Origin of the sequence: Chitinophaga lutea, assembly GCF_003813775.1 — a bacterium.
Classification (GTDB): Bacteria; Bacteroidota; Bacteroidia; order Chitinophagales; family Chitinophagaceae; genus Chitinophaga; species Chitinophaga lutea.
The window spans coordinates 1,554,399-1,569,734 of the sequence record NZ_RPDH01000002.1; the positions used below are offsets into that span (position 1 = coordinate 1,554,399).

A 15,336-nucleotide genomic window follows, 5' to 3' on the forward strand; every position below is an offset into this window, starting at 1 on the left:
CAAATATATCTGCGGCCTTATGGCGATGCTTGCCTTTTTACTGGCGGCAGGCTGTACGCAATCCCCTGTGCCGGCGCACAAACCTGCTGTGCGGATCAGCAAGGAAGGGAAAAAATATGTCCTCTACCGTAACGATACCCCGTTTATAGTGAAAGGCGCTGCCGGTTTCACGCACATGCGGCAGTTGCGCGAGGCCGGCGGCAATACCGTCCGGGTGTGGGACACCGCTCAGCTGGGCCGCATCCTGGATGAAGCGCATGCCCACCAGCTGGCCGTGATCGCCGGCTTACCCATGCCGGTGAGCAGCATCCTTTCTTTTTATCAGGACACGGCTAAAACGGCCGCACAATATTCCGCCTTCCGCGCCGTCGTAAACCGGTACAAGTCGCACCCGGCTTTACTGATGTGGTGCCTGGGCAATGAGGTCGACTTTCCCTACCGGCCGAAATTCAAGCCGTTCTACAAAGCGTATAACCGGCTGCTGAACATGATTCATGCAGACGATCCGGATCATCCCGTTACAACGGCCGTTATCAACATGAACCACAGGATGATCTACAATATCCGCTGGAAAGTAGACGGTCTCGATTTGATTTCCGTCAACATTTTCGGCAGCCTGCGCTACATGGACCGCCACCTGAGCAAACTGTCGTGGGCCTGGAGCGGCCCGTTCCTGATCACGGAATGGGGCATCAACGGCCCCTGGGAATCAGATGGCACCACCGCCTGGGGCGCTCCCATCGAAAGAAGCAGCGGTAGAAAAGCCGAGCAATATCTTCAACTGTACAAATACATGCCTGTGAACAATCCGCGGTTCCTGGGCGCCTGTGTGTTTTTCTGGGGCCAGAAACAGGAAACCACCCATACGTGGTTCAGCCTTTTCAGCGACAACGGCGCCTCCTCCCAGGCCGTAAACGTGATGCAGTTTCTGTGGACCAACCGCTGGCCGGAACATAATGCTCCAGCGCTGAAGGAAGTACGGGTCGATGGGAAAGGGGCTTGGGACAATATCCTGCTTAATCCCGCAACCGTCCATACGGCGGAAATGGTATTCGACGCGTTGCCGGGAGACAGTATCCGTATCAAATGGGAATTATTGAAAGAAGACTGGTATATGAAAAACTGGTATGAACCAAACCTGAAAAAACCCGCATCATTCGATAGCCTGCTGCTATCCTGCGAGGGATACAAAGTCACGTTCAGGGCGCCCGCAAAAACCGGCCCCTACCGTATCTTTGCAACGGTATTCGATGATAAAGGGCGGTTTGCAGCCGCAAACACACCATTTTACGTAGTAGGCCCATGAGCAAAACGCTGTACCCGGTTACGCCCCCCACGAGGAGCGAACTGTTTACTTTACGGTTGATGATTTTGTTTGGCACATTCAGCATGTGCTACCTGTTGTATTGCCTGTTCCGGCAATCCCAGGTCGGCTATGCGCCCTTCTACTGGATACTCATGGCCGGCATTACCTTTAACGCCCTTCGCGTGCTGCACGAATGGTATCACTATTTCGCGATCCGCATCCCGCCACGCCCGGCCCGCCTGCAGCCTTATACCGTCGATATCTTCACCACTTTCTGCCCCGGTGAGCCTTATGCCATGATCGAGGAAACCCTCACCGCCATACAGGCCATTCATTACCCGCATACCACCTATCTCTGCGACGAGGCCAATGATCCCTACCTGATCGAACTCTGTCAAAAACTCGGTGTAAAACATGTTACACGCAACAACCGGAAAGACGCCAAGGCCGGCAACATCAACAACGCCCTGCAATACGCCACGGGAGAACTTTGTGTGATACTCGACCCGGACCATGTGCCTTCGCCTGAGTTCCTCGATCATGTAGTGGATTATTTCAACAATCCCGAAGTAGGTTTCGTACAGATCGTACAGGCCTATCATAATATGGGCGACAGCCTGGTGGCCAAAGGCGCCGCACAGCAAACGTTCCAGTTTTACGGGCCCATTATGGCTTGCATGAATAGTTACGGCACGGTGCTGGCCATCGGCGCCAACTGTACCTTCCGGAGGGCCGCGCTGGATTCCATCGGCGGGCATGCGGCAGGGCTGGCAGAAGACATGCATACGGCCATGCAGCTGCACGCGAAAAACTGGAAATCCGTTTACGTGCCGGCCGTGCTCACACGCGGGCTGGTGCCATCCACCATGTCGGCCTATTACAGCCAGCAGCTCAAATGGGCGCGCGGTACGTTCGAGCTGCTCGTGACCAGCTATCCGAAACTGTTCAAACAATTCACCTGGGCACAGCGGTTGCACTACTGCGCTATCCCCCTGCATTATTTTTCCGGGGTCATTTTTTTCATCAACTTCCTTATTCCCATACTGGCGCTGGTTACCGGGCTCATCCCTTTCACCGTGGACATGGTCGATTTTGCCCTGCTGGGCCTGCCGGTGATTGCCGCCGTGATCCTCATCCGCCACTACGTACAGCGATGGGTGATGGAGGAAACGGAAAGAGGGTTCCATATTGTGGGCGGGCTATTGCTTATCGGTACCTGGTGGATACATATCCTGGGGCTGGTGTACACCGTCATCCGCAAAAAAGTGCCCTACATCCCCACCCCGAAAGACGATTCCGGCCCCGATAACTGGCGACTCAACATTCCCAACTTCGTCATCCTGCTGGCATCGGCCGGTGCGATCGTGTACGGGCTCACGTACGACTGGAACCCATACGCCCTGGTGATGGCCGGCATTGCAGGCATCAACTGCCTCATCATGGTGTTCAACATCATTGCCAGCCTTCGCCTCAACCGCCTGCACAACCGGTATAACTGGGTGCGGACGGCGCTTGTATATCCCCTGCTGGTCAAAAAGAAATTCTGGCAGTTCCGGCATCTGCAGTTATATGTGGTGTTCCGGAAACTGGCGCTGCCTATTTTGTTCACGGCCGTATGTTTTACCTTCTATACGCTGACGCGCGACGCGGCCCCGGCAGTTGTCCTCGACAACCGTAAAACACCCGGGGAAACGACTTTTTACACCGGCATCTACCACCCCGGAAATGTCAACGGCCTCAGCTCCGTGACGGAGGTTAAACAGCTGCAGGAGCGATACAACACCGGTTTTAATATCATCTCGCTGTACATTCCCTGGGGCGATGCGCCGCAGTGTTTTCCGCCGGCCGCGCTCATGGAGGATGTTTACCGCAACGGTTCCCTGCCGATGATTACCTGGGAACCCTGGACGGCATTGTTCCGGGATTCGGCGGCGCTGAACGAACAGCAGGTGATGGCGCGCATCGCTACTGGCACCTTCGATGCCTACCTTGAAACGTTTGCAGCGCAGATCAAAGCACTCGACCGGCCGGTGTTCCTGCGGTTCGCGCATGAACCGGAGAACCCCTCCTATCCATGGTCCGCAACGGGCGGCAATACGGCCGGCATGTACAAAGCAGCCTGGAAATACGTGCATACGTTCTTCATCCGCCGCAACGTGCATAATGCCATCTGGGTGTGGAACCCCTGGAGCGCGGAAACGGCGGAGGAATACTTTCCCGGCCATGCTTATGTGGACTGGATTGGCGTAACCTGCCTGAACTACGGCCCGCAGTTCGCCGACGGCCGCAGCCGCTCTTTCAGCCAGCTGTATAACCCCTTCCACCGCCTGCCGGTGTTCCGGTCCGGCCTGCCGGTGATGGTGGCGGAAATGGGCTCCCTGCCCACCGCAGATAACCAGCAAACATGGCTCGGCAACGCATTCCGCGACATCAGCGGCAATTTCAAAGAAATCCATGCCTGTATATTGTTCAACAGCGACAAGGATAAAAACACGCTGCGGCCATTGCCGGGCGGCGTGCTGAACTGGCGCCTGCAGGAACCCCGGCTGGTATTTGCCGCGCAAAAAAGTTATGCCCGCCTCGCCGATGCGAAACCGCAACATGCCGGGTTGCTGCACGACACCCTTACCCGCGACGTGCCCGCCGCTTACCTTCCATTGCCGGAAGGCATCCGCGGCATCAACTATCGCAAAGGCGACACCTGGTTCAGGAACCTGCATTCCCTTACCCGCCACGAAATTGCCAGCGATTTTCACAACATGAAAATCCTCGGCATCAACACCATCAAACGTTTCGGGCCTGGCGTGTACGACCGCAACCTGCTGGCGGAAGCGGCGGATAAAGAGATGGGCATCCACTACGGCTTCTGGCTGCCGGACATTACGGATATGGGAAAAGACGCCCGTCAGCTGGCGCGGGTAGAGAGAACCATCCTGCGAACCATTCGCGACCTCAAGCACAAGCCGCAGATCAAAGCCTGGAACATCGCCAACAACGGCTGGCAGCAGCTTGCCGGACAGTATTACAAACCTGCGCTGCTGTACCAGCAGAAACCTTTTATGGACTGGCTGCAACAACTCACCCGCCGCATCAAGGCCGCCGATCCTTCGCGGCCATTGACGGTCGACGTCAACCTCACCGACGATATGGACGGCACCCTCCGTTATTTCCGGCAACAGCTGCCGCTGGTGGATGCCTTCGGCGTGGTACAGACCGACAGTACCTCCCGGCTGCAGCAGATCGATTCCATCGGTGTGCCCGCTTTCATCAGCGAGGCGCCGGTGCGGACATTCGTGAAACTGCCGCCCAAACCACGAACTGCATTCCTCACGACCTGGCAGGATCTTGAAACGAGGGATTTTATCACCTTCAACGGCCTCACCGATCACTGGGGGCACTTCAAACCACCGTTTTACCAGCTGGGAGCTTACTGGGGCATACCGCTCGCGCAACCTCCCCTTCCCGAGGTCAGCATCCTGAAACCCGCGCTGACCCTTAATCCCGGCATCACGCTGGATTACCATGCCCTCATTTCGGTGAACGGCGAATGGAAACTCGCTGCCAAAGAAAAAACCGGGCTCCGCTACGAATGGCACCTGCTGAAAACGGACAAATACGGCAATGGTATTTTCCTGTCAAAACTCGGCGAAGGCCCGTCCGTTACCCTCACCGTCCCCGACGAACCGGAGTACTACCGGCTGTACCTGCTGGCAGTAAAGAACAACAATGTCCGTACCGCCAGAAGCACGCTCAATACCCTGCTGGTTGTGCTTTAGGGCTGTTCCCGGTGAAGCTTGCGCATATAAAGCGTCAGCAGCCGTAATACCGGCGCAATGAAGTACCGTGCAAACATGCTGGTGTTATCGATGGCGTACAGATTCCCGAAAATGGAAGTGGTCTCGATGTAAATCAGCAGGATCAGCAACCCGTCGTTCACATACTGCACCACCGGGTGCTCCTGCTGGAAAGTATTCATCAGGATCACGCTGACCATGATGCTGCCGATGTATTGCGTGAGCTTCCGCGCCGTTTTCCGGTAGCCCGACGAGGTGCGGGCATTGCGGTGGATGACGGCTTTGATGATGCCGGTGACCAGGTCGAGCACCATGGCTATGAATACCCAGGCGAGTAAGTTGTAGCTGGGATAAAAACTGATGGAAAAAGCGCTCCAGTCTGCTGCAAATAAAGTTTTCATAACAATCAATTTTTCAGTGACACAATTGCAATTCAAAAGTAGCAGGCCACTACCCCGCCCAATCTGCGTACTGAAAAAAATATACACTGTGGATAAAGATTCCGTTTCGCGCAGATAGGCTGCGCGGGCACATTACATAAAAAGCAGGCCCGTTGGAAGGTCTGCTTTTCTTATTGCCATGGGGCGGTGTATTCCGCCCGCTAAAAGTCCTGGAACTGCCGCGTTCGGTTTATCCGGAGGTCGCGCAGGATGCCGGCCTTGGGATTGATGGTGATGCTGAACTGGCGGTAGGTACCGAAAGGCACCAGGTTGATGCTCAACTGCCAGCAGTGCAGGTCGCGCGAAATCGTAAGGTTCGTATAGGCGATCTGTTTATTGACGAAATCGAAACCGCTGCTCATGATGATCTTCCATTTGGGCGTAAGGCTGAAATCGCCGCTGAAGCCCAGGTACTGGTTAAAGATGGTGGTATCGCGCAAGCGGTCCTGCGAGCGGCCGCGGGTATAGTTCAGGCTGTACGACAAGTCAAGGCGCCACGGAATATCGAAATCCACGTAGTCGCCGGGGTTGGCGCGCATCATCTGCGCCTGCCGCTGCTGCTCCAGGAGCATCGCGTCGGGCGACTGCTCCTCCTCTGCCAGTTCTTCTTTCTGCTGCTCCTTTTCCTTGCTTTTTTTATCCTGGCTCTGGAACGATGTGCTCATGGCGATATTGGCGTTGGTCAAACGGCCGATGCTGAACTTCTGGCCCTGCCATACATACTTGTCGATGCGGTATCCGTATTTGTCTACCTGGTATGGGTCGAGCGTGGCGCCGAAAGAAATGTTCACCTTGTCGAACAGGTTGGTGCGCGCGTTCAGCGCAAAAGGCGCGAGCCTGAAAGAATCCGCCACCAGGTTGTAACTGCTGGTGATGCCGAAACCGTCGAGCAGTTTGATCTTTTTCATGCCGGAGGTATCCTTGTCCGACTTCACCTTCATTTCCAGATTATTGTCGATCCCGAACGTAAGGCCGGCGAAGGTCTGCGAAGGTGATGGCCCGAAAGGCGCGCCGTCGTAGTACGAAAAGCGGGTCATGTGGCCCAGGGTATCGTTCTGCACCATGTAATAGTCCTTGCTGGCCAGGTCGGGCGAAAAGCTCATCCCGATGTTAGGCCGCATCACGTGGCGGATGGCCTGCACCTTCGCGTTTTTGTTTTTGAAAGTGTACATGCCGTACACGGCGGTGGCCAGCGACGCACCGGCGCTCATGGCGCTGCTGCGGTAGAAGCCGTTGTTATAGGAAGTGTCGTAATTGCGGTTTTTATTATCCCAGCTCAGCACCTGCTGACGGATGTACCACTTTTCCGTATAGTTGATGCTCGGGGAAAGGGTGAGATTCCGCGCCACGGGAATGGACAGGGTGATGGGTATCTGGTGCTGCACGCCGGCCTGCATATTGTCGAACATCGCAGGTTTGCCGAAAGTAGAGTCCACGAAACTCACGTTGTTCCGCAACAGGCCGTTGTAGCTGATGCCGATCTTCTCGAACCACCTGGGGGTACCCACCATTTCTTTTTTCTGGAAAGGATACAACGTGTTCACGTTGAACGACGCGTCCGGGAAATTGATATTCATTTTCCGGGTCTGGTTGTTCTGGTTATGCCCCGCCGCCAGCGTCAGGTTGTACGGTTTGCCCACCCAGCTTTTCGAGTAGTTGATGGAGGAGCTCATGTTATTGTTCAGCCTCGTGGCCGCGTCCGTTACGTTAAACTGGTTGTAGGAAGTGGTACCGAAGTTTACGCTGGCGCTGAAGTTGGTACCGGGCCTCGCCTTGCCGTCCATGCTGTGGCTCCAGGATACCCGGAAGTCTTTGGAGGTGCTGAACTCTTCCTTGATCTGCGGGTCGCCGCCGAACTTGCTGCTGGAAAACGCCAGGTTGAAGCCGCCGTTGTATTTATACCGTTTCCGGTAGGTGGGGCTGAAGGTGAGCCCCCAGCTGCCGTAAGAATATACTTCGCCACGCACCGTAAGGTCGAGGTACTCCCCCAGCCCGAAATAATAACCGCCGTTTTCGAGGCCGATGCCTTTTTGCTGGTTCACCACGTACTGCGGCGGCAAAAGGCCGGTACGCTGGCCGTGGCTGATCGGGAAAATGGCGAAGGGTATGAACAGCGGCGTGGGAATACCTTCGATTTCGAGGTTGGCCGGGCCGGAGACGATCAGTTTATCGGGGATTACCTTGATTTTGCGCGCCCGGAACGCAAAGTGCGGCGTATCCAGATTACAGGTGGTGTACCCGTTGCGGAAGCCGAACACGGTGTTGTCCGGCTGTTTTTTCACCTTGCGGCTGCTCACATAGCCTTCCCCGTACTGGGCACGGGTCTGGTAAATCATGGCCTTGGCCGAGTTAAAATTGTACTGCACGGAGTCCATTTCGGAACTGGTGGTACCATCGTTCAGCGCGGCCTTTTCAATTACCTTGCCGGCGGAATCAAGCCCCATCCGGGAAGTGAGAACGCCGGAAGCCTGGTTGAAATCCATGGTATGGCCCGTCAGCTGCGTTTGCTCGTATTTCACATCGGCCTTCGTATATAAATGGAATTCTTTCTTTTTGACGAACATCACGATGGAGTCCTGCGCCTTGTAATATACCGGGGCGGTCAGGCTGTCTTTCGAGATCCTCACCGGCCGGATGGTGGTGTCGGTCACCAGGCTATCGGCTCGGCTGGCAAGGCTGTCGGCCAGCGCCGCGGTGTCTGCCGCCCTCACGGGGATACTATCGTTGCCGGGCCGGGTGCGGCGGGGAAGCGTATCCTTCGCGGCAGGGGCCGGTACGGTTTTGGGTACGGTATCTGTGAAAATTTTGTTAAAGTAAAAGCCCGGAAGTACTGACGCATGCGCTATTTCGTCTTTTAAAAGGGCGGCTGCCGATAATAAAAGAAGAATCAAAGGCAGGAACAGCCGCCTTAAAAAGTTTTTATAATTATTTTTGCAGTGAGGGTCCATGTGTTAAGCGGGCACAAACCTACATGATTTTATACAATTTATTACATCGAAAGCTAATGCTTGAGGCAGGAAAAGTAGTATAAATCCAGTGTAGTCCGGCGATACCGACCTTTGCGGATTAGATACAACCCATTTAAAATAAAACGTTGACATGCGCTGGAAAAGAGTTTTACTTTCTGGACTGGGTATAGGATTACTCTATACTTTGTTCGTTCATGCAAAAACTACACCGGATTTCCCTGTACAGGACAAACCTATACGTACGATCGTGATTGATGCCGGCCACGGCGGAAGTGATGCAGGAGCGAAGGGCAGATATTCCTATGAAAAGGACATTGCGCTGGATGTGGCGCTGAAGCTGGGCAAGGTGCTGGAAGAGTCCATGCCCGATGTGAAGGTGGTCTATACGCGAAAAACAGACCGTTTTGATGAGGTGAAGCGCAAGGCCGCCATCGCCAACGAAGCCCAGGGCGACCTGTTCATTTCCATCCACTGTAACGCCGCCGCCCCCCTTTCCCGCGTGGTTGGGCATAAAACGGTGACTTACCGCGACAAGAGAAAAAAGAAACGGACCAAGAAGGTCCCCATCTACGAAAAGATCGCCAACCCCGCCAAAGGCACGGAAACGTATGTATGGGCCACCAGTAAGAATAACGCCAAGGCCGAAGCGCTGCGCAACAACTCCGTGATCGTGTTCGACGCCAATTCCGAGGAAACGCAGCAGCTGATGAACGCGGACGACCCGGAAACGCTCATCATGCTCAACACCCTTAAAAACGTGTATTTCGATCAGAGCCTCCGCCTGTCCGGCCTCGTGGAAGACGAATTCACCAAAGTGGGCCGCATCAGCCGCGGCGCGCGCCAGCGGAACGAAAAAGGCATCCTGGTACTGCATGCCACCGCCATGCCCAGCGTGCTGGTGGAACTGGGTTTCATCAGCAACCCGGAAGAAGAGGACTACCTGAACTCCAAGGACGGGCAGGAAGAAATGGCCAGCTGCATTTACCGCGCCGTGAAAAGATATAAGGAGCAGCTGGAAAAGGTCTATAACGCCGCCGAGGCCGTCCGCAAAAGCCAGGGGCCCGCAGCGGCGCCCCAGGCCCCTGCCCCCCAGCCCGCCCAAAATATACCCGCGGCCGTTAGCCTCCGGACCGAACAGCCGGCCGCTCCTCCGGCTGCCAACACCCACTACAAAATACAGCTCATGACCTCCGAAAAGGTGTATGCCCGCGGTTCTACCATGTTCAAAAAGCTCAACGGCACCATTGAACGGGAAGACGCCAAACAGGGCCGTAAAACCGTCCATAAATACATACTCGGTAACTTCCGCACCGAAGCGGAAGCCCATTCAGCCCTGAACAAAGCCCGCCAGCAAGGCTTCAAAGACGCCTTCGTGGTCACCTACCGCGACGGCGAGCGGGTAGACTGACCGTTCCGGCCCGCCTTTTGCATGATTTATGTTTTCCTACGACTGCGCACCGTTGTTTTTAACTATTTTTGCACGAACACCCTGAACCCGGTGAACGAAATGGATATCCGTTTGTCCATCGAAAAGACAAATAACTCAGATGAAAATATCTAACGAATCGAAAGTAGGCATTCTATCCGCAGTCGCCATCGTCTTGCTGGTCCTTGGGTTTAACATCCTCAAAGGCCGGAGCCTCTTTTCCAGTAAAAAAACAATCTACGCCATATACGGCCAGGTGAACGGCCTGGCGCCATCCAACGCCGTGATGGTGAACGGGCTGACCGTGGGCAACGTGTTGAGCCTCGAAGTGATGGACAAGCAGGCCGGCCGCATCCTGGTGACCCTGCAGATCAATAAAGACATCGAGATACCGAAGAACTCCGTGGCCCGCATCAGCTCCGACCTGCTGGGCACCCGCAAGGTGGAGATCGATTTCGGCAATACCACCGAAGTACTGAAGAATAAAGACACCATTTACGCGGCGGTAGACGGTTCCATCACCGATGCGCTGAAAGAGCAGCTCAGCCCGCTGGTGAAAAAACTGGAAGTGACCCTGGGCGCGGTGGATACCCTGCTCATCACCGTTAACTCCGTATTCGACACGACGACCAAAAACAACATCCGTACGGCGGTGGCCGGCCTCAACGGCACCATGCAGAACCTTTCCAGGGCCACCCATTCCATCAACGGCATGCTGGCCGAAAACGGGAAAATCGGCGGCACCTTCAGCAATTTCGAAGCCGTGTCTGCCAACCTGAAAAACAATAACGAAAAGATCTCCAACATACTCGGCAATTTCGACAAAGCCTCCGGCACGCTGGCAAACGGCGAGCTCGATACCGCCCTCTCCCAGTTGCGCAGCACCGTGTCGCAGCTGAACAGCGTGGTGGCGAAGGTGAACAGCACAGACGGTTCGCTGGGCTTGCTGATGAACGACAGAAAAGTGTACAACAACCTTCAGACTTCACTCGGCAGCCTCAACAAACTGCTGGAAGACCTCCGGTATAATCCCTGGAGATATGTGCACCTGAGCGTATTCGGAAGAAAAAATAAAGTGGTGCCCATCCCTTCAGATACGGCACAATTACAATAGACATGCTAAGAGTATTTATTCTGCTGGCAGGATTGGGCGCAACCGGGCTTTTGGCCGCCAATAGCCGGCACGCCGTTACATTACCTGCACAAACGCCGCAGCAAGACACCAGCAAAAGAATCCAGCTGGTGCAGGCGAAGTCGCTCATCAACATCACCAAAGACACCGTAGCGGAACGGCGCTTCCGCGGCGACGTGATCTTCCGGCAGGGCACCAGCCTGCTGTATTGCGACAGCGCCGTGCTGAACCAGAAAAAGAATATCATCGAAGCCTGGGGGCATGTGCACATCAACCAGGACGACAGCATTCATACTTATTCCGACGAACTGCTTTACATGGGCGATACCCGCATCGCCACCCTTACCGGCAACGCCAAACTTACCGATAACAAGATCGTGCTTACCAGCCCGCAGCTGAACTACGACATGAATACCAAGATCGGTACGTACGACAAAGGCGGCAAACTGGTCAACGGCGAATCCGTGCTTACCAGTAAAGAAGGATTCTATTACGCCGAAACCAAAGACGTTTATTTCAAGAAGGATGTGGTGATCGTGGATCCCGGTTTCACGCTCAGCACCGATACACTGCTGTACAACTCCACCACCAAAATAGCCACCATCATGGCCCCTACCACCATCAACGATGGCAAGGCGACCATGTACGTGAGCTCCGGTTTTTACAATACAGACAACGGGTACGGCAGCTTCGGGCAGCGGCCGGTGATCGAAGACAGCACCAACACCTTCACCGCCAACGAAATCCAGACCGATAAAGCCACCGGCATTTCCGTTGCCACGGGCAACATGATCTGGCGCGATACGGCGCAGAAAGTGGCCGTACTGGCCAACTACGGCATCGTGAACCAAAACCTCAAAACCGTACTGGCCACCCAGAAACCGGTGATGATGCTCGAAGGCAAAACGGATACCCTGTTCGTGGCGGCAGACACCCTGTTTTCCGGCATCGTCAAAAAACAGCCCGATACCGTGGCGGCCAAACCGGGTACCGCGAAGAAACCGGCCATCGCGGCCGCGGGCAAACCCTCTCCCGCCGACACTACCGGTCAGGCAGCGTTCAAACAACTGCTCGACTATTCTACCGACGAAAAAGATACCAGCAATATCATCGCGGCCAAAACGCAGCCCGATACCACCGGCCTCGCCGCAGTGAGAAGCGCGGCAGCCGTTGTGCCCGATACCGCGGCGCTGCTGAAGGCAGTAAAACCGCCAGACACCAGCCTCGTGGCCCGGACACCCGAGCTGAAAGCGCCTCCCGCCGCTCCCGCGGCTGAAAGGGACACTACCGAAAAAAGATACCTCATCGCCTATCACCACGTGAAAATCTATTCCGATTCTTTACAGGGCGTGGCAGACAGTGTGTATTATTCCGGCGTAGATTCCATTTTCCGCCTCTTCCGCGAGCCCGTGTTGTGGGCCAACGGCAACCAGCTGCTGGGCGATACCATCTTCCTGTTCACCAAAAACCAGAAGGCGGACCGGCTGCTGCTCGACCAGAACGCCCTCATCGTGAACGAAGCCGGGCCACAGATGTACAACCAGATCAAAGGCAACACCATCTTCGGTTACTTCGGCAATGAGAAACTCGATTCGATGTACGTGAACGGGAACGCAGAAAATATTTATTACGTGCAGGACGACGACAGTGCGTTCATATCCATCAACCGGCTGCAGTCGGCAGCCACCCGTGTGTATTTCCAGAACGGGGAGCTGGAGCGTGTAGTGTTCATCAAAGAGCCCGAGGCCACGATGTATCCCTTCACCCAGATGCCGGAAGACCAGAAGCTGCTGCAGGGCTTCCGCTGGGAGATACGCCGCAAACCAAAGTCCAAGTACGAACTGCTGGGACAATAATTTTTTCACCAAACCCTATGATGCATCATGGTATTCGGGAGAACGATCAACAAACTGCTTTCACCTATCTATCAATTTCTGAGTGACAGCCGGGCTGTCGGCATTATCCTGATCGTGTGCACCGTTCTTTCCCTTATCATCGCCAATTCTCCCTGGGAGACGGCGTATACCGGCTTTTTCAACACCCTCTTCGACCCGGCGGGCGGGCATCATTACGATTTCAACGGCCTGCACCTGCCCAATTCGTGGCTGCTGTGGATCAACGACGGGCTGATGGTGCTTTTCTTTTTCCTGGTAGGCATGGAGATCAAGCGGGAACTGACCACCGGCGAGCTCAAATCGTTCCGTAAATCGCTGCTGCCCGTATTGGGCGCCGTGGGCGGCATGCTGGCCCCTGCCCTGATCTATTCCATCTTTAACGCCGGTACGCCTTTCGGGCATGGCTGGGGCATTCCCATGGCCACCGACATCGCTTTTTCACTGGGCATCCTGTCGCTGCTCGGTAACCGCGTGCCGCTGCCCCTGAAAATATTCCTCACCGCGCTCGCCATCATCGACGACCTCGGCGCCATCCTGGCCATTGCCATTTTTTATACCGACGAACTGCACATGGCCTACCTGTACACCGGTGCGGGCATCCTTGTGGTGCTGGTGATACTGAATACACTGAAGGTCAGAAACCTCCTGTTTTATTTCATTCCCGGCATCATTCTCTGGTACTGCATCTTCAACTCCGGCATCCATGCCACCATTGCCGGTGTGCTGCTGGCCTTCTGCATACCGCTGAACAAGATCAATGCGCTGGAGCACCAGCTTCACGACCCGGTGAATTTCTTCATCATGCCTTTGTTCGCCCTGGCCAATACCGCCATCCACTTCCCCGCCGACATACTGCAGGCGTTTTCGCACAGCGTCAGTTTCGGCATCATCAGCGGGCTGGTGCTCGGCAAGCCGCTGGGGATTTTCGCTTTGTGTTTCATCGCCGTTAAACTGAAACTCGCCTCGCTGCCCTCCGGCGCCAGCTGGAAACAGCTTTGGGGTGTGGGCATGATCGCCGGCGTCGGTTTTACCATGAGCATATTCATTGCCACCCTCGCGTTTGATGAGGCCGAAACACAGATCGTGTCGATCATGTCGGTTATCGCCGCTTCGCTGATAGCCGGACTGGCCGGGTTCATTTTTTTGAAGGCGCTGCCTGCCCCGCAAAATAAAACACGCGGGTAACCGTTTCTGATCCGGCTTTTCCCCTGATCTGCCGCCCTCCATGCCTTTGGCATTGTTATTGCAAATATTTGTATTACATGAAACAACGCATTATTGCCGCTATGCTGACCATCTGCTGTGCAGGCGCCGCGCGTGCGCAACAGGCACCCGGTCAGCTGGAAGCGGGTGTAAGAGTAGGCCTGCCCCTTGGAGTAACCGGAAGGTATTTTTTTAACGAGCACAATGCCGTTGAGGGCATTGTGGGATTATATAACAGAACAGCGTCGCTGACCGCATTATACCAGTATCACTGGGATTTATCGGCGCTGACGTTTCCCGGCTTCGGCTGGTACGCGGGCGGAGGCGCCCACCTCGGCACCAGGCGGATAGACGGCAGCAGCAAGTTTCTTGCGGGCGTGGATGCGATAGCCGGTGTGAATTACGAATTTGAAAAGATACCGCTCAACCTGAGCCTCGACTGGAAGCCCGCCATCCATTTCACCACCTCTTCCGAACTGGCGGATTTCGGCGTATCGGCCCGGTATATTTTCGGGCGGAAGAAATAACACGAACGAATTTTTTCTAAATAAGACAATTATGAAAAGGATCCTGTTGCTCTTCGGAGTACTTTCTTTGATGGCCTTCCAGGCAAATGCACAACGCAGAAGCGGCGGCGGCGGTGGAAACCCCGGCGATTACAAAACAGCGCTGGGCCTCAGGGTGAACCCCTGGCTGGCTGGTTTCACCGTAAAGCATTTCCTGCAGGGGCCGCACGCCATCGAAGGCATCGTACACCATTACTTTGAAAACGGCGACGACGCGTCCAACGTGACCATCACCGGTTTGTATGAATACCACTGGAACGTATTCGGCAGATCCGAATGGAACATGTATGCCGGCGGCGGCGCCCATCTGGGTTTCTGGAACGACCGTTACTGGGACGACAATCGCCGGTACAACGACAATAAAGTGGTGGCCGGCCTCGACGGTATTTTCGGTGTGGAATACACCTTCAAAAACATTCCGCTTAACCTGAGCGCCGACCTCAAGCCGTACTTCAATTTTAACGGCTATAACGATTTCCTCGGTGAGCAGATCGGCGGTTTCTCTGTAAGGTATACCTTCAAATAAGCCCTGAAAGCTTTTTCAGACTGGGGTGCGCCATACCGGCGCACCCTTTTTTGTGCTGGCAATAAATCTTATATTTAGT

The 15,336-nt window shown here is 55.0% G+C and carries 10 protein-coding genes; 8 read left to right on the forward strand and 2 right to left on the reverse strand.

All coding sequences use genetic code 11. The features are described from left to right. The first annotated feature begins 19 nt into the window (after positions 1–19). Both EGT74_RS18455 and EGT74_RS18460 read left to right on the forward strand, forming a co-directional pair. Positions 20–1,306 (forward strand): glycoside hydrolase family 2 TIM barrel-domain containing protein, encoded by a 1,287-nt coding sequence (locus EGT74_RS18455; RefSeq protein WP_158618217.1) that lies wholly within the window; start codon positions 20–22, stop codon positions 1,304–1,306. Continuing rightward, positions 1,303–5,082 carry a glycosyltransferase gene (locus tag EGT74_RS18460; protein ID WP_123848043.1) on the forward strand — a complete coding sequence of 1,260 codons (3,780 nt, stop codon included), beginning with the start codon at positions 1,303–1,305 and terminating at the stop codon, positions 5,080–5,082. The genes EGT74_RS18455 and EGT74_RS18460 overlap by 4 nt, the downstream gene beginning before the upstream one ends. Here EGT74_RS18460 and EGT74_RS18465 read toward each other — a convergent pair. Both EGT74_RS18465 and EGT74_RS18470 read right to left on the reverse strand, forming a co-directional pair. Then, positions 5,079–5,501 (reverse strand): phage holin family protein, encoded by a 423-nt coding sequence (locus tag EGT74_RS18465; protein ID WP_123848044.1) that lies wholly within the window; start codon positions 5,499–5,501, stop codon positions 5,079–5,081. The genes EGT74_RS18460 and EGT74_RS18465 overlap by 4 nt on opposite strands. 200 nt (positions 5,502–5,701) lie before the next feature. After that, a complete protein-coding gene (locus EGT74_RS18470; RefSeq protein WP_123848045.1) occupies positions 5,702–8,488 on the reverse strand; it encodes a putative LPS assembly protein LptD in 2,787 nt (928 codons plus the stop codon). Positions 8,489–8,756: 268 nt separating this feature from the next. On the opposite strand from EGT74_RS18470, the gene EGT74_RS18475 reads away from it, so the two are divergent. The 6 genes from EGT74_RS18475 (at position 8,757) to EGT74_RS18500 (ending at position 15,257) form a co-directional block, all read left to right on the forward strand. Beyond that, on the forward strand, positions 8,757–9,917 hold the full coding sequence (locus EGT74_RS18475; protein ID WP_158618218.1) for an N-acetylmuramoyl-L-alanine amidase: 1,161 nt from the start codon (positions 8,757–8,759) through the stop codon (positions 9,915–9,917). Between the two features lie 139 nt (positions 9,918–10,056). Further along, positions 10,057–11,049, forward strand: coding sequence for an MlaD family protein (locus EGT74_RS18480; protein WP_123848047.1), 993 nt, complete (start codon positions 10,057–10,059; stop codon positions 11,047–11,049). 2 nt (positions 11,050–11,051) lie between these two features. Further along, on the forward strand, positions 11,052–12,923 hold the full coding sequence (locus tag EGT74_RS18485; protein WP_123848048.1) for an OstA-like protein: 1,872 nt from the start codon (positions 11,052–11,054) through the stop codon (positions 12,921–12,923). 27 nt (positions 12,924–12,950) lie between these two features. Beyond that, positions 12,951–14,147 carry a Na+/H+ antiporter NhaA gene (gene nhaA / locus EGT74_RS18490; RefSeq protein ID WP_123848049.1) on the forward strand — a complete coding sequence of 399 codons (1,197 nt, stop codon included), beginning with the start codon at positions 12,951–12,953 and terminating at the stop codon, positions 14,145–14,147. Positions 14,148–14,224: 77 nt separating this feature from the next. Further along, a complete protein-coding gene (locus EGT74_RS18495) occupies positions 14,225–14,692 on the forward strand; it encodes a hypothetical protein (RefSeq protein WP_123848050.1) in 468 nt (155 codons plus the stop codon). 31 nt (positions 14,693–14,723) lie between these two features. Further along, positions 14,724–15,257 carry a hypothetical protein gene (locus EGT74_RS18500; protein ID WP_123848051.1) on the forward strand — a complete coding sequence of 178 codons (534 nt, stop codon included), beginning with the start codon at positions 14,724–14,726 and terminating at the stop codon, positions 15,255–15,257. Positions 15,258–15,336: the final 79 nt, after the last annotated feature.